The 17,340-nt window shown below is 73.3% G+C and carries 15 protein-coding genes; 8 read left to right on the forward strand and 7 right to left on the reverse strand.

Annotated elements, in window-relative coordinates:
* Positions 1-5: 5 nt before the first annotated feature.
* The 3 genes from ACTMSW_RS28680 (at position 6) to ACTMSW_RS28690 (ending at position 3,858) form a co-directional block, all read left to right on the forward strand.
* Positions 6-1,076: a zinc-dependent metalloprotease gene (locus tag ACTMSW_RS28680; protein ID WP_441183841.1), complete on the forward strand. Its 1,071-nt coding sequence runs from the start codon at positions 6-8 to the stop codon at positions 1,074-1,076.
* A 10-nt stretch (positions 1,077-1,086) separates the two neighbouring features.
* Entirely contained in the window at positions 1,087-2,079 is a 993-nt protein-coding gene (gene tilS / locus ACTMSW_RS28685) for a tRNA lysidine(34) synthetase TilS (protein ID WP_441183842.1), read from the forward strand.
* A gap of 135 nt (positions 2,080-2,214) precedes the next feature.
* Positions 2,215-3,858: a gamma-glutamyltransferase family protein gene (locus tag ACTMSW_RS28690; RefSeq protein ID WP_441183844.1), complete on the forward strand. Its 1,644-nt coding sequence runs from the start codon at positions 2,215-2,217 to the stop codon at positions 3,856-3,858.
* Here the strand turns inward: ACTMSW_RS28690 and ACTMSW_RS28695 are convergent.
* A complete protein-coding gene (locus ACTMSW_RS28695; protein ID WP_441183845.1) occupies positions 3,852-4,826 on the reverse strand; it encodes a GlxA family transcriptional regulator in 975 nt (324 codons plus the stop codon). The two genes, ACTMSW_RS28690 and ACTMSW_RS28695, sit on opposite strands and share 7 nt — an antisense overlap.
* A 132-nt stretch (positions 4,827-4,958) precedes the next feature.
* Between ACTMSW_RS28695 and ACTMSW_RS28700 the strand changes: the two genes are divergently transcribed.
* The 4 genes from ACTMSW_RS28700 to folE all read left to right on the forward strand — a co-directional run bounded on the left by ACTMSW_RS28700 (position 4,959) and on the right by folE (position 8,882).
* Complete coding sequence (locus ACTMSW_RS28700; protein WP_441183898.1) at positions 4,959-5,114, forward strand: hypothetical protein; 156 nt, start codon at positions 4,959-4,961, stop codon at positions 5,112-5,114.
* 100 nt (positions 5,115-5,214) lie between these two features.
* Positions 5,215-5,790: a hypoxanthine phosphoribosyltransferase gene (gene hpt, locus ACTMSW_RS28705; protein ID WP_441183846.1), complete on the forward strand. Its 576-nt coding sequence runs from the start codon at positions 5,215-5,217 to the stop codon at positions 5,788-5,790.
* A gap of 378 nt (positions 5,791-6,168) precedes the next feature.
* Complete coding sequence (gene ftsH / locus ACTMSW_RS28710) at positions 6,169-8,181, forward strand: ATP-dependent zinc metalloprotease FtsH (RefSeq protein ID WP_396716006.1); 2,013 nt, start codon at positions 6,169-6,171, stop codon at positions 8,179-8,181.
* A 38-nt stretch (positions 8,182-8,219) separates the two neighbouring features.
* The gene (gene folE / locus ACTMSW_RS28715) at positions 8,220-8,882 is read left to right on the forward strand and encodes a GTP cyclohydrolase I FolE (RefSeq protein WP_441183892.1); all 663 of its coding nucleotides are present in this window, start codon (positions 8,220-8,222) and stop codon (positions 8,880-8,882) included.
* Between the two features lie 82 nt (positions 8,883-8,964).
* On the opposite strand, the gene ACTMSW_RS28720 is transcribed toward folE, so the two are convergent.
* Together ACTMSW_RS28720 and ACTMSW_RS28725 are read right to left on the reverse strand one after the other, a co-directional pair.
* On the reverse strand, positions 8,965-9,693 hold the full coding sequence (locus tag ACTMSW_RS28720) for a hypothetical protein (protein ID WP_441183847.1): 729 nt from the start codon (positions 9,691-9,693) through the stop codon (positions 8,965-8,967).
* Positions 9,690-12,296 carry an FtsK/SpoIIIE domain-containing protein gene (locus ACTMSW_RS28725; protein WP_441183848.1) on the reverse strand — a complete coding sequence of 869 codons (2,607 nt, stop codon included), beginning with the start codon at positions 12,294-12,296 and terminating at the stop codon, positions 9,690-9,692. Before ACTMSW_RS28725 ends, ACTMSW_RS28720 begins: the two co-directional genes overlap by 4 nt.
* A 195-nt stretch (positions 12,297-12,491) precedes the next feature.
* Here ACTMSW_RS28725 and ACTMSW_RS28730 point away from each other — a divergent pair, with 195 nt between their 5' ends.
* The gene (locus tag ACTMSW_RS28730) at positions 12,492-13,049 is read left to right on the forward strand and encodes a hypothetical protein (RefSeq protein WP_441183893.1); all 558 of its coding nucleotides are present in this window, start codon (positions 12,492-12,494) and stop codon (positions 13,047-13,049) included.
* 4 nt (positions 13,050-13,053) lie between these two features.
* Here ACTMSW_RS28730 and ACTMSW_RS28735 read toward each other — a convergent pair whose 3' ends face one another.
* The 4 genes from ACTMSW_RS28735 to ACTMSW_RS28750 are packed head-to-tail and all read right to left on the reverse strand — an operon-like array spanning position 13,054 to position 17,339.
* A complete protein-coding gene (locus tag ACTMSW_RS28735; RefSeq protein ID WP_441183849.1) occupies positions 13,054-13,656 on the reverse strand; it encodes a hypothetical protein in 603 nt (200 codons plus the stop codon).
* A 13-nt stretch (positions 13,657-13,669) separates the two neighbouring features.
* On the reverse strand, positions 13,670-14,836 hold the full coding sequence (locus ACTMSW_RS28740; RefSeq protein ID WP_441183850.1) for a M23 family metallopeptidase: 1,167 nt from the start codon (positions 14,834-14,836) through the stop codon (positions 13,670-13,672).
* Positions 14,833-15,390, reverse strand: a complete 558-nt coding sequence (locus ACTMSW_RS28745; protein ID WP_441183851.1) for a hypothetical protein — start codon at positions 15,388-15,390, stop codon at positions 14,833-14,835. The genes ACTMSW_RS28740 and ACTMSW_RS28745 overlap by 4 nt, the downstream gene beginning before the upstream one ends.
* Entirely contained in the window at positions 15,387-17,339 is a 1,953-nt protein-coding gene (locus ACTMSW_RS28750; protein WP_441183853.1) for an MFS transporter, read from the reverse strand. Before ACTMSW_RS28750 ends, ACTMSW_RS28745 begins: the two co-directional genes overlap by 4 nt.
* Position 17,340 lies beyond the last annotated feature (1 nt).

A 17,340-nucleotide genomic window follows, 5' to 3' on the forward strand; every position in this document is an offset into this window, starting at 1 on the left:
GGTGCATGGCGCAGTTCGTGGACTGGGATCTGGCCGCCGCGACCGCGGGGGCGCTGGGAAAGTCGGGCCCCCGGGTGTCGTACGCGGAGGCCACCGACGTGGTCGGTGACCTGCGACGGTTGACCGACGAGGCGGCCGGGCACGTCGCCGAGTACACCGGGCTGCGGTCCCAGGTGTCCCACCCGCCGGTGCGGGTGGTCGACCGGCGGGACTGGGCGGCGACGAACATCGCCGGGCTGCGCGAGGTGATCACGCCGTTGGTGGGCCGCCTGTCGAAGGACAAGCAGCCCGGCGTGCTGACCGAGGCGATCGGCTCCCGGGTGACCGGCGTGCAGGCCGGCACCGTGCTGGCGTACCTGTCCGGCCGGGTCCTCGGCCAGTACGAGGTGTTCTCCGCCGACCCGGGGCAACTGCTGCTGGTCGCGCCGAACATCGTCGAGGTGGAGCGGAAGCTCGGCGCCGACCCGCGTGACTTCCGGCTCTGGGTCTGCCTGCACGAGGTCACCCACCGGACCCAGTTCACCGCGGTGCCGTGGATGCGGGCGTACTTCCTGGGCGAGGTGCAGGCGTTCGTGGATGCCTCCTCCAGCGGCGGCGAGCACCTGCTGGAGCGGCTGCGTCGGGGCGTGGCCACCCTCTCCGACGCCGTGAAGGACCCGGAGAGCCGTACCAGCGTGCTGGACATCGTGCAGACTCCGGCCCAGCGGGCCGTGCTGGACCGGCTCACCGCGCTGATGACCCTGCTGGAGGGGCACGCCGAGTTCGTGATGGACGGCGTCGGCCCGCAGGTGATCCCGAGCGTCGAGCGCATCCGGGCGTCGTTCAACCGGCGCCGGGAGACGGGCAACCCGCTGGAGAAGGCGATCCGCCGGCTGCTCGGCGTCGACGTGAAGATGCGCCAGTACGCCGAGGGCCGCAAGTTCGTGCACGGTGTCGTCGAGCGGGTGGGCATGCCCGGGTTCAACCGGGTCTTCTCGTCCCCGCTGACCCTGCCCCGGCTGGAGGAACTGGGCGACCCGGACGCCTGGGTGGCGCGGGTGCACGGGCCGGCCGGCCCGCTGCCGACCGCCGGCTGACCGTACGACCGTGGCCGCGCTCGCCCCACCCGTGGCCGCGATCCGCGTGGCCGTCCGGCGTGCCCTGACCGGCCTGTCGGAGACCGGCCCGGTCCTGGTGGCCTGCTCAGGCGGCGCCGACTCGCTGGCGCTGGCGGCGGCGACCGCGTTCGTGGCACCCCGGCTGGGTCGTCCCGCCGGTGTGGTCACCGTCGACCACGGTCTCCAGGAGGGTTCGGCGGAGCGGGCCGAGGCGGTCGCGGAGTGGGCGCGTGGGGCGGGTCTGGCTCCGGTCGAGGTGGCGCGGGTGGACGTCGCCGGCCGGCCGGGCGGTCCCGAGGCGGCCGCGCGGGACGCCCGTTACCAGGCCCTGGGCGAGGTGGCCGGCCGACACCGGGCGGCGGCGCTGCTCACCGGGCACACCCGTGACGACCAGGCGGAGACCGTGCTGCTGGCGCTCGCCCGGGGGGCGGGCCCGCGCGGCCTGGCCGGGATGCCGGCCCGGCGGGACCTGGCCGGAGTGCCCCTGCTGCGGCCGTTGCTCGACGTGAGCCGGGAGCAGACCCGCAAGGCGTGTGCGGTGCTCGGGCTCGACCCGTGGGAGGACCCGCACAACGCCGACCCCTCGTACGCCCGGTCACGGGTGCGGGCCGACGTGCTGCCGGCGCTGGTCCGCGCGCTCGGGCCGGGGGTGCTGGACAACCTGGCCCGTACCGCACGGATGGTGGCGGCGGACAACGACGCCCTCGACGCCCTGGCCGGGGCCGCCCTGACCGAGGTCCGGCACCCCGAGGGCGGGCTGGCGGTGCCCGCGCTGGCCGGTCTCGCGCCCGCCGTACGCAGCCGGGTGCTGCACGCCTGGGCCCGGGAACTGGGTGCACCGCCCACCGCCCTTTCCCACCGACACGTGACCGCGCTGGAAGCCCTGGTGACCGGTTGGCACGGCCAGGGGGCGGCGTACCTGCCGGGCGGACGACGGGTGATCCGCCGCGACGGCCGCCTGACCGCCGTCGGCCCCACCTGACCGGCCCCGGTGCAAGGAAGGGCCCCCTGTTAACACCCGCTGTTAACAGGGGGCCCTTCTACTACCGCAGGCGTTAAGAGGGGGCCCTTCCTTACCGCGGTGTGCGGGAGCCGCCGGAGGCGGTAGACATGGCGGATGGCGTACCCCCGGAAGCCGATCTTCGCGCCCCGCGGGGCGGTGGCGACCAGCCACCCGCTCGCGGCGGCGGCCGGTCTGGCCGTGCTGCGGCGCGGCGGCAATGCCGTGGACGCGGCGCTGGCCGCCGCGACGACCCTGACCGTGGTGCAGCCGCCCTCCAACGACATCGGCGGCGACCTCTTCGCCATCGTCTGGGACGGCGAGCGCCTGCACGGCTTGAACGCCGCCGGTCGCTCGCCGGCCGCGCTGACCCGGGAGCTGGTCGACGTGGTGACCGGCCGCCGGGCCACCGGGCCGGTGGACGCACTCGGTGGTGCGCAGGCCCGGGGGCCGGCGATGCCGGCGCGGGGCTGGCTGCCGGTGACCGTGCCCGGCGCCCCGGCCGGCTGGCGGGACCTGCACGACCGTTTCGGTTCGCTGCCCTTCGCCGACCTGTTCGCCGACGCGATCGGGTACGCCGAGCACGGACATCCGGTCTCCGCCGGTGTCGCCGTCGCGTGGTCCCGCGCGGTCGCCGGGCACGCCGGCCTGACCGGCGAGGAGTACGCGGAGTTCGGACGGGTCTTCGCCCCGGGCGGCAGGGCGCCCCGGGCCGGTGAGTGGTGGCGGAACCCGGACGCCGCCGGGACGCTGCGCCGGATCGCGGCCACCGGGGCGGAGGACTTCTACTCCGGCGGCATCGCGGCGGCGCTGGACGCGCACGCGGCCCGGACCGGCGGGTTCCTCACCGGCGTCGACCTGGCCCGGCACACGTCGACCTGGGTCGACCCGGTCCGGGTGCGCTATCGCGACCACGACGTGTGGGAGCTGCCACCGCCAGGGCAGGGGCTGGCCGCCCTGCTCGCGTTGCAGGTCCTCGACGGCACGGACCTCGCCGCGCTGACCCTGGAGGAACGCCTGCACCGGCAGGTCGAGGCGGTCAAGCTCGGCTTCGCCGACGCGCACGCCCACGTGGCCGATCCGGAGCGGGCGCCGGTGCCGGTGGAGGCCCTGCTTCACCCCGCGTACGCGGCGGCCCGCCGGGCGCTCGTCACCGACCGGGCCGGCGATCCCGCCGCCGGGGATCCCGAGCGTGGCGGCACGGTCTACCTGTGCACCGCCGACAACGGCGGGATGATGGTCAGCCTGATCCAGTCGACGTACCTGGCCTTCGGGTCGCACGTGGTGCTGCCCGGGCACGGGTTCGCCCTCCAGAACCGGGGCCTCGGCTTCCGCCTCGACCCGGCGCACCCCAACGCCGTCGGCCCCGCGAAGCGTCCGTTCCACACGATCATCCCCGGCTTCCTGACCCGCGACGACGCGGTTGTCGGCCCGTTCGGGGTGATGGGCGGGCACATGCAGCCGCAGGGGCACGTGCAGCTGCTGTCCGCCACCCTCGACGCCGGACTGGACCCGCAGGCGGCGCTGGACGCGCCGCGCTGGTACTGGCACACCGGGCGCACACTGCTGGTCGAGCCGGAACTGGTCGCCACCGCCGAGGGCCGGGAGGCGATCGCGGGGTTGCGCGCCCGGGGCCACGAGGTCACCGTCGCGGCCGAGCCGTCGCTCTTCGGGTACGGGCAGGCGATCTGGCGCCGCCCGGAGGGCGGCTACGCGGTGGGCTCGGAGTCCCGGGTGGACGGGGGCGCGGCCGGCTACTGACCCCGGGCGGTGGCCCCGGCCCGGTACCGGAACGTGGTGCGGTAGCCCTGCGGGGTGGTGCCGACGCGTCGGGCGAAGTGGTGCCGGAGTGCGGCGGCGTCGGAGAAGCCGGCCCGGTCGGCGACCGCCTCCACGCTCAGCCCGGTGTCCTCCAGCAGGTGGCGGGCCAGGAGCACCCGCTGGTTGGTCAGCCAGTCGTGCGGGGTGGTGCCGGTCTCCGCGCGGAACCGGCGGGCGAAGGTCCGGGGGGCCATCCCGGCGCGCTCGGCCAGGTCGTCGACGGTGATCGGGCGGTCCAGGTGGCCCATCAGCCACTCCAGGACCGGCTCCAGAGTGGGTGCGTCCGGCGTCCGGGGGATCGGTGCCTCGACGTACTGGGCCTGTCCGCCGTCCCGGTGCGGCGGCACCACCATCCGCCGGGCCAGCCGGGTGGCCGTCGCCGACCCGTGCGCCTGGCGGACCAGGTGCAGGGCGGCGTCGATCCCGGCCGCGGTGCCGGCGCTGGTGAGCAGCCGGCCGTCCTGGACGTACAGGGAGTTGCACCGGACGCGGGCGGTCGGGTGACGCCGTTGCAGCTCGTCGACGTACCGCCAGTGGGTGGTGCACTCGCGGTCGTCGAGCAGGCCCGCCTCGCCGAGCACGAACGCCCCGGAGCACACGCTGAACACGTACGCGCCCCGGTCGGCGGCGCGGCGCAGCGCGGCGAGCACGGACGGGGGAACGGCCGTGCTCTCGGCGTGGGCCGGGACGGCCACCAGGTCCGCCTCGTCGACCGGCCCCAGGTCGGCGTGCGGGGTGAGCAGGAAGCCGGACCGGGTGCGGACCGGCTCGCCGTCGGCCGCGCAGACGGCGAAGCGGTAGCCGGGGAAGCCGTCGGCCGTCCGGTCGGTGCCGAACACCTCGGCGAGCACGCCCAGTTCGAAGGCGGCGACGTCCTGGAGGGCGATGACGGCCACGGATCGGAGCATGTGACGAGGGTAACCGCAGAGGTGGCAGGAAATCGAGGGTCAGGGGCAATCCTGCCGCTGTCGGGGCGGGAGAGTGCGGCGCAGACTTACCTGTGTCCGGTGCGCACCGGCGGCGAAAGCTACAGGAAACGGATGAAAGTGAGCGCCGCCATGGAGTTCCTGCTGTTCCTCTTGATCCTTGCCCTCTTCGGCTCCGCCGCAGCCGCCGGCCTGACCGTCGACAGCCGCGACTCGGCGGACTGGAAGCCGACCCAGGAGGGTCGCCGCTGGCAATCCCGCGCCTGCTGAGGTGATTGGTGTACTTTGCGGCAAAAATCCCGGGCGGGACCGCTCCAAAAGGGGCGGCCCCGCCGACGAAGGCCCATCCGCGTACGGCAGGCTAGGAGTCATGGCTGACGGCTCCTGGTACGACGCCGACATCGACCACGTGATCATCTCCGAGACGCAGATCCGCGAGAAGACCGCGGAACTCGCCAAGCAGGTCTCGGCGGACTACGCCCACGTCGATGACGGGCTCCTACTGGTCTGCGTGCTCAAGGGCGCGGTGATGTTCATGGCCGACTTCGCCCGGGCGCTCGGCCGCCAGGGACCCCCCGCCGAGCTGGACTTCATGGCCATCTCGTCCTACGGCCAGGGCACGACCTCCTCCGGGGTGGTGCGCATCCTCAAGGACCTGGACCGCGACATCGCCGGCCGGCACGTGGTCGTGATCGAGGACATCGTCGACTCCGGGCTGACCCTCTCCTGGCTGCTGCGCTACCTCGAGTCCCGCTCGGCGGCGAGCGTCGAGGTGGTCGCGCTGTTCCGCAAGCCGGACGCGGTCAAGGTGCCGGTCCCGGTGAAGTACGTCGGCTTCGACATCCCGACCGAGTTCGTCGTCGGCTACGGCCTCGACTTCGGCGAGCGGTACCGCGAGCTGCCCTACGTCGGCGTACTCAAGCCCGAGGTCTACGCCCGCGCCTGAGGCGCACCCCATCGGCGTCCATCGAGCGGACGTTCAGCGGGCTCTCAGCTGGTCGGACTACGGTGTAGGTCGGTGGCGTGGAGGCTCTACTCCACGCCCGTCCCCTCGACCCGCGTGACCGGGCGGTCGGGAGGCCGGGCGGGGAGCTCCCGCCACGCCGGCCCAAACCCCGGTTCGCCGTACGCGTAAGTGCTGGGCTCGCAAGCTCGCATGTGGCACTGACGGTGTACCGTCGAATGACCGTGGCGCGGCAGTATCCGCGCCCCGGGGTCGAGGCCGGCCCGCACGGCGGCTCCGGCCGCCGCGCAGGCGGCGACACCATCAGACGGTCAGGACGTCGATCAGGAGGATGCGGGCGTCTCGGCGCTCGACTACAGCATGGAACGTACGCGTTTCTTCCGCCGACCGGTGGTCTGGATCATCCTGGTCATCCTCGGCGCCGTTGTGCTCAGTCAGCTGTTCACCAGTGGTCCCAGCTACCACCGGGTGGACACTTCCGTCGCGCTCGACCAGCTCAACAAGGGCGGCATCGAGAAGGTCGTCTTCCAGGACAAGGAGCAGACGCTCCAGCTGGACCTGAAGGACAAGGCCAAGTTCGGTGACACCGACACCGACCGGATCGAGGCCCAGTTCCCGTACGAGGTCGGCGACGAGGTCTGGAACGAGGTCCTCGAAGCCAAGGCGAACAACCGGGTCACCGGCCCGGCCGACGTCAAGGTGTCGTCCGACAGCATCTGGGTGAGCCTCTTCGTCAACCTGCTCCCCATCGTCCTGCTGGTGCTCCTGCTGCTCTTCTTCATGTCGCAGATGCAGGGCGGCGGCTCCCGCGTGCTCAACTTCGGCAAGTCCAAGGCGAAGATGATCACCAAGGACACGCCGAAGACCACGTTCGCGGACGTGGCCGGCGCCGAGGAGGCCGTCGAGGAGCTGCACGAGATCAAGGACTTCCTGCAGAACCCGGCGAAGTACCAGGCGCTCGGCGCGAAGATCCCGAAGGGCGTCCTGCTCTTCGGTCCGCCCGGTACCGGTAAGACGCTGCTGGCCCGCGCGGTCGCCGGCGAGGCCGGCGTGCCGTTCTACTCGATCTCCGGATCGGACTTCGTGGAGATGTTCGTCGGTGTCGGCGCGAGCCGGGTCCGCGACCTCTTCGAGCAGGCCAAGGCGAACGCCCCGGCGATCGTCTTCGTCGACGAGATCGACGCCGTCGGTCGCCACCGTGGCGCCGGCATGGGCGGCGGTCACGACGAGCGCGAGCAGACCCTCAACCAGTTGCTCGTCGAGATGGACGGCTTCGACACCAAGGGCGGCGTCATCCTGATCGCCGCCACCAACCGGCCGGACATCCTCGACCCGGCGCTGCTGCGCCCGGGCCGCTTCGACCGGCAGATCCCGGTGGACGCGCCCGACATGGAGGGCCGCAAGGCGATCCTGCGGGTACACGGCAAGGGCAAGCCGTTCACCCCCGACGTCGACCTCGACGCGGTGGCCCGGCGCACCCCCGGCTTCAGCGGTGCCGACCTGGCCAACGTGATCAACGAGGCCGCGCTGCTCACCGCGCGCAAGGACCAGCGAGCCATCACCAACGACTCCCTGGAGGAGTCGATCGACCGGGTGATCGCCGGTCCGCAGCGCCGGACCCGGGTGATGAGCGACCAGGAGAAGAAGATCACCGCGTACCACGAGGGTGGGCACGCGCTGGTCGCCTGGGCGCTGCCGCACGCCGCGCCGGTGCACAAGGTGACGATCCTGTCCCGGGGTCGCTCGCTGGGCCACACGCTCGTCCTCCCCACGGAGGACAAGTACACCCAGACCCGCGCCGAGATGGTCGACACCCTGGCGTACGCCCTGGGTGGCCGGGCCGCCGAGGAGCTGGTGTTCCACGAGCCGACCACCGGTGCCGGCAACGACATCGAGAAGGCCACGCAGCTGGCCCGCGCGATGATCACCCAGTACGGCATGAGCTCCAAGCTCGGTGCGATCAAGTACGGCACCAGCGGCGACGAGCCGTTCCTCGGCCGCAACATGGGCCACGAGCGGGACTACTCCGACGCCGTCGCCGCCGAGATCGACGGCGAGATGCGGGCGCTGGTCGAGCTGGCGCACGACGAGGCCTGGGAGATCCTGGTGGAGTACCGGGACGTCCTGGACAACATCGTGCTCGAGCTGATGGAGAAGGAGACGCTCTCCACGGCCGACATGGCGCGGATCTGTGCTCGGGTGGTCAAGCGCCCGCCGCTGGCGCCGTACAACGGCTTCGGCAAGCGGCAGCCGTCGACCGAGCCTCCGGTGCTCACGCCGGCGGAGAAGGACGCGCTCAAGGTGCAGGCCCAGGCCGACGGCGCGTCCGTGGGCGGCGGCCCCGCCTCGAACAACTCGGACGGTACGCACTGAGCACCGACCCGACGGCCAGCCCCCGGGACTCCCGGGGGCTGGCCGTTTCCGCGACCGAGCCCGACGACGAGGGCATGGACTACGTCGCCGCCCGACTCATCAGCGGCAAGCTCACCGGTCGACCCGTCGAGGACACCATGGACCTCGGCCGGATCGAGAAGGCCGTCCGGGAGATTCTCATCGCCGTCGGTGAGGACCCCGACCGGGACGGCCTCCAACAGACACCCGCCCGGGTCGCCCGGGCGTACGCCGAACTCTTCGCCGGCCTCCGGGTCGACCCGGCCCAGGTGCTCACCACCACGTTCGAGGCCAACCACGAAGAGCTGGTGCTCGTCCGGGACATCGACGTGATGAGCCTCTGCGAGCACCACCTGCTGCCGTTCCGGGGCAGCGCCCACATCGGCTACATCCCCGGGCCGGACGGCCGGATCACCGGCCTGTCCAAGCTCGCCCGACTGGTCGAGGTCTTCGCCCGGCGCCCGCAGGTGCAGGAGCGGCTGACCTCGCAGATCGCCGGCCTGCTGATGGAACGGCTCGCCCCGCGTGGGGTGATCGTGGTGCTCGAGTGCGAGCACATGTGCATGGCGATGCGCGGCATCCAGAAGTCGGGCGCGCAGACCATCACCTCGGCCGTCCGTGGCACCCTGCAGCACGACGCGAAGTCCCGGGCCGAGGCGATGACGCTGATCATGGCCCGCTGACCGCACCGGCACCGGCCGGCTGACCCGCACCCGGGACGGCCGGCCGACGCGTTTCCGGGGCCGGGCCGGCGCGGTGTCGTGGTCAGCCGGCGAGGACGGCCAGCAGGAGCACGGCGCTGACCAGCACCGCCGGCACCAGGCAGACGAGTGCGCCGAGGCGTGCCGTCCGGTCCACCCGTCCGCCCGGGCCGGCCGGGAACAGCCGGCCCACCCCCGTCCAGCCCGCCGCGAAGGCCACCGCGGGCATCGGCAGTCCGCAGACCAGCGCCGCCACGGTCGCCGTGCCCGCGCCGGTCGTCAGCAGCACCACCACCTGCAGCAGCGGCACCAGTAGCGCCAACGGTCCGTACACCAGCAGGTTGCGCGGCCCGGCCGACCAGGCGGACGGGCCGAACAACCCCCGCGCCGCCAGCGCCGCGTCGGCGGCGTCCGCCTGCGCCCGGGCGGTGCGCAGACCGGCCAGCACCGCCGCCGGCCCGCCCGCCATCGACCGGGTCGCCTCGGTCACCTCCGGCGGCGTGGGCATCAGCGAGATCGCCGGTACGCCCCGCTCCCGGAGCCGGCTCTCCTGCGGCGCCAGCCGCGTGCGTACCGTGCTCAACTCCTCGCGGGCGGCCTGCACCGACCGGGCCTGCTCACCGGCGGCGGTGGCCGCGTCCCGCCGTACCCCGTCGAGCTGGCGGGCGGCGGCCAGGTAGTCGGCCCACGCGGCGACCACCGGGTCGACGGCCCCGGCGCCCTCCGGTGCTGCGGCGACGGTCCGTTGGCGGCCCGGCGTCGGCGTCCTGCTCCGTGCCCCGCCGCGGCTCACGGCCGCTCTCCGTCCTCGGCGAAGGGAACCAGGACGGTGCCCCGCTCACCGGGACCATCCCAGAGAACCGCCCGGCCCGGGCGGGGCCGCCACTCGACCGGTCGACCGAAGACCGACGCCAGCTGCGCGCCGGGCAGGTCCACCAACGCGACCGCGGCGAGCTTCTCCACCTCACCCTCCGGGTCGAGCAGGGCGGCGAACGGCGGCACCGTGCGCCAGCGCCCCAGCAGGTGCCGGCCGCCGGCCGGCCCCTCGTGCAGCAGCGTCCGCAACCGGTCCGGCGGCAGGTCGACGGCGGGAACCGCGCCCACGTCGAAGACCACCAGGTACGCGGGTGCCGAGTCCTCGACGGCCGCGATCAGGCCGGGAAGGTCGACCGTCTCCACCGTCTGCCGCTCGGCCAGCTCGGCGGCCAACGCCTCGGCGACCGGGCCGGACTCGTCGTCGGGTGCGTACAGCACGAAACGCGCCGCGCCGGGCGGGTGGTGCGCGGCCGTGCCGCGAGCAGCCGTCGCCAGCAGCCGGACGGCCTCCGGCCCGGGACCGAGTACCGCCAGGTTGCGGCCGGGCGCGGGACCGAGCGGCACGGCGACGGTGGACCGCCCGACGTCCACCGCCCGACCCAGCAGCGCGGCCGGCTCCGACGCCCGACCCGCCAGTGCGGCCCGGTGCCGGGGATCGTTGCGCAGCGACGGACGCGCCCAGCCGGCGAACACCACGGGCGGGGCGGCGTCCTCCGGGCGGGCCGTCCACAGCCGCTGCCGCAGCTCCGCCACCGTGTCCGGGTGGTCCTGCGGGTCGGGGAACCGGACCATCCGCTCGTGCCCGCGGATCGCGCCCCGGGGGCCGCCGAGCCCGCCGGCCGTGTTCACCACCGCGCTGCCCACCGGCAGTCCGGCCGCCGAGTCGTTCGTCGGCTCCAGCACGGCACCGCCGCCCGGCAGCGCCACCCGTACCGGGAACTGCCCGAGCACCGAGTCCCGATCGGTACGCGCGCCCAACCCCAGGTCACCCTCGCCGGCCAGCACCAGGTGCACCCCGTACGCCCGACCCGACCGCGCCAGCGCGTCCAGCCGGGTCGCCGCCTCCGCCGCCAGTCGGTCCCGCTCGGCGAAGAGCAGCGACAGATGGTCGAGCACGCACACGATCCGGGGCATCGGCCGGTGCTGCCGCAGCTCACCGAAGCGCTGCCCACCGGCGCGCGCGCCGGCCTCCTCCCGCCGGCGCACCTCCGCCGCCAACTCGTCGAACAGGCCGAGCACGTACTCCCGGTCGGCGGCCATCGCCGCGGCGCGCACCTGCGGAATCCACGAACGATCCCGCTCGGTCTGGAGGAACTCCACGAAGGACTCGCCGTCGCCCAGATCCGCCAGGTACAGGGCCAGCTCCTCCGGACCGTACCGGGCGGCCAGGCCCAGCAGCGCGGTGGTGAGGAACGTCGACCTGCCGGCTCCGGACCGGCCGCTGACCAGCCAGTGCGGGGTCAACTCGGTGAAGCCCAGCGACACCGGCCGGCCACCGGCGTCACCCACGGTCGTCGCGATCCCGTCGGTCGCTCCCGCCGTCCACAACTCGTCCTCCGGAGGAGGCAGCAGGTCGGCCAGCGCCAAGCGGGAACCGGCCTCCACCTGGGCCGCGAGCCGCCGGCACACCGCGTCGACCAGCTCCGCGGGCGGATCCGACTCGATGAAGACCGGCGAGTTCAGGCCGCCCGGCGGTTCCGCCCCCGGCCCCGCGTACGAGGTGCCGGGAGGATCGCCCAGCAGCGCGTACGCGGTGCGCATGGCGATCGACGTGGCCCGGGGCAACGGCAGCCGGCCCGACCCGTACCCGGTGGGGGCGTCCGACGCCGGGGTGGCTTCTGCGCCCGGGGCGGTGGTGGCGGCGGTCCAGCCGGCGACGACCAGGTGCAGCCCGGCCGGCGGACCCTGCTCCGCCAACGCGGCGATCCGTGCCAGGTCCGTGGCGCCGGTCGACTCGGGCAGCGCCGCGACCACCAGCAGTACGGCACGGTCGTGGCGGCGGCGTCCGCTCGTACCCGGCGCCACCCACTGCTCCGCTTCGGTCAGCACCGCGCGCAGGCCCGCGACGTCCGTGGCCGGTGGCGGGAGCAGACCGGCGTCCGCCAGCGCCGCGAACGGTGCCAGGACCCCACCCGTGGCGTCCACCGCGCGGATCAGCAGCGCCCCGGCCGGCGTCGCCGCCAACAACCGCAGGAGTACGCCCCGAAGCAGACCCGCCACCCGAGGATCCCGGGCGTCGACGTCGACGGTGAGGTGGCCCGTGCCGAACAGCGGCACCAGGGCGGGGAAGCGGGCGTCGTCCAGGGGCGCCGCCGTGCCGACGCGGACGAACGCCGGCGGGCCGTCACCGGCCGGCACGGTCGGGGCCAGCGACTCCAGGGCGGCACCGGCCCAACCGGGCGCCAGCACCGCCGCCGCGGCGCGGAGCCGCTCGGCCAGCTCGTACTGCCGTCCGTGGTCGGCCGGCACCGGGCGGGTGCCGTCGAGGACGTCGGCGGCGGCCAGCGCGGTCGCGGCGGCGCGGCGGTGCAGGGCGGCGGCGCGGCTCGTGCGTGCCCTCGGACCGGCCACGGCGTCCACCCCCTCTGCGCGAGGTTGGCAATCTCTCCCCGCGCAGAGACCGTAACCCAGGTGGAGGCCCCACCGGCGGAGGTAAGGCGGCGCTGCGCCGGTGTTGTCGTGGATCTCACCGATGGGGAGTGGTCCGTCACGATCCGCTGCATCTGAGGCATTGGGTCCACCGCGCCCAGCCGTTAGCCTCAGGGGGTGGAATCAGTGCAACCCCCCGCCGGTTCCCAGGTCTCCCGCGTACCGGCGCAACGGCCCCCCTCGGACCACCTGGCGTCCCCCGGCCCGGCGCCCGTACCGGAGCGGCCCCGACGGCGACTCCGCACCGTCCTGACGGTGGTCGCGGCGGTGCTGACGTCCCTTGTGCTCGGCGGGATCGTCGCCGGATACCTGCTGTACGACCGAGCGACCACACCGGACCGCAGCGCACCCGACGTCGTGGTCAGTGAATACCTGAATGCGTTTCTCCGGGAGCGGAATGACACCCGCGCGAACCTGTTTACCTGCGACGAGGCTGGCGTGGTGGAGCTACGCGCTCTAAGGGACGATCTGATCGCCCGTGAACAACGCTTCGCTACGAATATTTCCGTGAGCTGGGGCAGCCTGCAAGAGGACCGCCAGGGCGACGTGGCGGAGGTGCAAGTCGACCTCGTCCTTTCTGTCTATGTCAATGGCACTAGCCAGGGAGACCGGCAGACCTGGAGCTTCACCACTCGGATCGGCGATGAGGACTGGCGAGTGTGTTCCGGCCGTAAGGTTGGTTGATCCCTCACTCGATCCACAGCAGGTGGACCGGCACCTCCAGAGTGCTCGGTGCCTGGCCACGCCACGCCCAGCGGTACCACTCCATCTCCGGCGTGACCCGGACGCAGATGTCACCGTCCGCGCCCGAGTAGGTTTCGGTGACGGCTCGCAGGTCGCGGTGTTCCACCGATTCCACGACGTGCACCACCCGACGGCCGGCGACCGCGTCAGCTTCGAAGACCGGTGTCGGCGCCCGGTGCGCCGGGGCGTCCAGCGACACCAGCCGGATACCCGTTTCGTGAGCGGGGCTGCCGGACGGCGGACGCGCCCCCACCGTCTCCACCCAGACCCGCTCCACCGGCACCAGCGGGGCGAAGACCTCTACCTGGTCGGCCTCGGCGCGGTACCACTCGTGCTCCGGGATGACCGGCACGTAGGTCCGGCTGTTCTGCACCACGCGCTCGTCGGCGCGCAGGTCACTCCGCCAGCCCAGGCCGGGAAGGCCGACCAGGACCCGTTGCCCCCGCAGGTCGACCCGGGTGGTAGCGGGAACGATCTCGATCGGCCGGGGCGGCAGGGGTGCCCAGTCCGGCCGGCCCGGGAAGGGGTCGGGCAGCGGATCGGTCATGCTTCCGAGCGTCTCATCCCGCGCTCCGCAGTGGGGCGCCGCGGTCCCGCATGAAGGGCACCGGGTCGATGGCGCTCCGGCTGCTGCGGTCGCCGTCGGTGTGGACCTCGTAGTGCAGGTGGGGCCCGGAGGAATTGCCGCTGCTGCCGACCGCACCGATCACGTCGCCCGCCTCGACCATCTGCCCCGCGCGGACCTGGGGCCGGCTGACCAGGTGGCAGTAACGGGTGACGATCTTGCCCGCGTGGAGGATGTCCACGAACCACCCACAGCCGCCCTTCTCGGGGAAGCCGTCGACGTCGCAGGTGAGCCGCCCGTTGTTGTCAGGGTCGCAACGGGAGACCAGCACCCGGCCGGTCGCGGCGGCCCGGATCAGCGTGCCCTTGGGTGCCGCGATGTCGACGCCGTTGTGCGCCGGTCGGTCCGCTGTGCGGAAGCCTGAACCGACGCCCCCGGGGATGGGGGCCGTCCAGCCGGAGGCGGCGATCGCACCAGCGGCGGCCGCGTCGCAAGCCTGCCGCCCACTGACGAGCGCCGTCCGCGCCGCCCCACCGGCCAGCGCGTTGACGATCGTCCCGGCCAGGTCCTCGTGCTTCGCGTACGCGTCGGGGAACGCACTGACCTGGACCTTCTGAGCCGCGAGGGTGAGTGGCATGTCCTCCCAGCCGGGGATCTGGACGAGCTTCTCGTAGAACTTGCGGGCGGCGTACTCGGGGGTCATCCGCTGCGCGACGCTTCCCCAGCCCGCCCGCTGTTGGAACAGGCCGACCGAGTCGTGGTCCGCCCCGACCCCCTCGTTCGGGAGAGTGCGGGAGCCGGGAACCCTGCTGTTGGCCAGATTGCGCAGACGCGACTCCTGCATCGCGGTCGCGATGGCGACCACCCAGCCGCGGGGCGGGACCTTCATCTCCTGTCCGACCTTGATGATCCGCGCGGCGTTGCGCAGCTGGACCTCGCCGTACTGGGAGAGGCGCGGCATCTCACCGGTCACGGTGACCCGGAAGTCGCCGGTGCACTCCTGGCTGGCCAGCGTCAACTGGTCGGGGCCCTCGCCACCCAGTTCGGTGAGGAGGAAGGCGCCCGCGCCGCCGGTGCAGCAGAGCAGGGTGAGGGCCGCGGTCAGGGCAGCGGCCAGTGCGCCGACCCGGAGCCGGCGGCGCGGTCGGACGTCGTCGCTCATTCCTGCTCCCAGTCCACCGCGTCCACCAGCCATCGTCCCTCCGGCGCCACGAGTTCCAGCCGCAGCCGCCCGCTGTCCAGCGGGACCAGGACCTCGACGAACCTTTCGGTCCGGGGCTGAAGGGTCACCTCGTCACTCACCCGGGTCGCCGGCACCCCGGCCGGGTCCGCGCTGGCGAGCTTCTCGGTCAGGGCGGGCGTGGAGAGCGGCCGCATGTCGGACTGCCACTGCTCGGCGGTGACGCCGGGTCGGCCGAGCCACGCCGTCACGAACTTCTCGGCGGTCTGCTCCGGTGTCAGCTCGCCGGCCCGGGTCAGCGGTGGGACAGGAGTGGCCGTGGCGTTGAGCCCGTCGTCGCCGGCGGTCGGGGCGACCGTGGTGATCGGGCGGCTCGGGCGGTTGCTGAGCCCGGCGGACGGGTCGCCCGGTCCGCTGACCAGCCGTGCCGCCCCGATGACGCCGAACACCACGACCGCGAGGAGGATCGCGACGCCGAGCCGGGACCGGAGGGCCCGGGTGAACAGGAATTCGATCGCCCGTCGCACCGCACTCACCGTGCCTCGGAGCGGATCCGGGGAGTAGGTCGTTCCGGTTCGCGTTCCGTGGAGCCCGGTCGGTAGACGACGAAGGACGGGTTCTCCGCCGGGACGTCGGGCTCGGTCCAGGTGGCCGGCTGCCGTCGGCGGGGCCGGGGGGCGACCGGCCGCCCGCCGGTGGAACGCTCCCCGACCGCCGGCGCCGTGTCCTCGCTCCGCTCGCGGCCGTCCGGGCGCTCGCGCTCAGCCCCGCCGGAGGTGCCGGTGTGTGACGGGTCCTCCCGGCGCGCCTCGGGGCGGAGACTGGTCTGCTCCGCCACGACCTGGCGGCGTCGGCGACCCAGCGCCGGCTCGTTCGTACCGCCGGGCTCCGCGACGTCCAGGCGGGCCGCGGTCCGCATGTCCCGGAAGAAGCGCCGGTGCCAGGAGCCGGCCGAGCTGACCGCCTCGGAGCTGTCCTTGCCGCCCAGTTGGGTGATCCGCCGGTACGGACGCAGCAGAAGCCACCCCACCACACCGCAGAGCCAGACCAGCACCACCTGGAGCCAACCGGGCAGGGTGGGCGTGCTCATGATGAGGTCGACCGCGAAGAGGTAGATGGCCGCGCCGGTGCCGAAGATGGCGATGTTGAAGACGGCGGCGACGACCGCGTTCGCGAGCCGACGCAGGCCGGCGCTGGCCGGGCGCAGCAGACCCACCGTGCCGAGGATCGGCGCGGCGATCACCGCCCAGCGGAAGATCAGGAAGCCGAGCAGCACCAGCAGCGACGCGGTCAGGTCGAACATCGCGAACAGCACCGAGGCGAGCACCGCGATGAACCCGGCACCCACCCGGTCCATGTCTCGGACGCCCTGGAGGTATTCGTACGCCTCCGGATCCTCCTGCTCGATCTGCTGCGCGACCCGTGCCCACTGCTGCTGCTTGATCTTGATGGTTAGCTCGCGCGTCGCCGGGTTAGAGCGGACCCTGTCGGCCTCGTCCCAGGAGAGTGATTTCGCGTCATAGAGCGCTTGGCCGTACTTCTTTGCGGTCTCGCTGTCGGCGGACCCAAGAACACCGCGCAACCAGTTGCGGTACAGCATCGACTCGGTGGCTGTGTCACTCGCTCGTACCGCCGGCGGTCGCTTGTCGATGCAAGCGTCCGGATTGGGCAGCGCACATCTATCCGGAGGCGTGTCCTTCGATGCCGGTCCGACGGCGTCGTGGACGACGCCCAGCGTGGTGACCAGCGTTCCGTCGGCGATGTTCGCGGACTTGACCGGCCAGGCGGCCAGGGCGGTCACCGCCACCATCACCAGGAGGGCCCAGCCCGCCGTGGTCATCGCGTTGCTCATGTCCGACTGGCGCGACCGCCAGAGCAGGTAGAGGCCGACCACGCAGAGCGTGACGATGCCGAAGACACTGAAGACCTTCTGGTAGACGGCCTTTGTCGCCTGGTCCACCAGAGGGTCCGCCCAGCCCCACATCGAGCCTGGATCCCAGGCCCGCTCGCGCAGGGCGTTGGACGCGCCCACGATCGCCGTAGCGATCATGAACTCGCCGTTGGCGACGGTGTTGGTGAACTTGTAGTCCGGGTGCAGCACGGCGGTCGCGCAGCCGGTGTCCACGTCGTATGTGGTGTAGCTGTATCCGGCGTATCCGTAGTCGCTGTAGAAGCCCTTCGGGCCGGGCTGCTTGGCGGAGTCGGGGCGGGACGCGAACCAGCCGGCGAGGCCGGAGTCCGGGGCGGTGGGAGTGGGGGCGTTGCGGCACGTGACGTCGTCCTCGGCGACGTCCTTCAGCTTGGCGACGCAGGCGCGGAAGTCGGCCTGCCACTCCTCGGTGGTGCAGAGGTCGCCGGGTGCCTGGGCGGCCGCCGACACCGGTGGCGCCGCGCTGGCGCCGACGGCCGGCCAGCCGATGGTGGCCCCGGCCAGTACGCCGAGGGCGAGCAGGAACGCCACGGTCCGCGCTCGGGCCCCGGCCATG

Source organism: Micromonospora sp. BQ11 (assembly GCF_052068135.1).
Lineage (GTDB): Bacteria > Actinomycetota > Actinomycetes > Mycobacteriales > Micromonosporaceae > Micromonospora.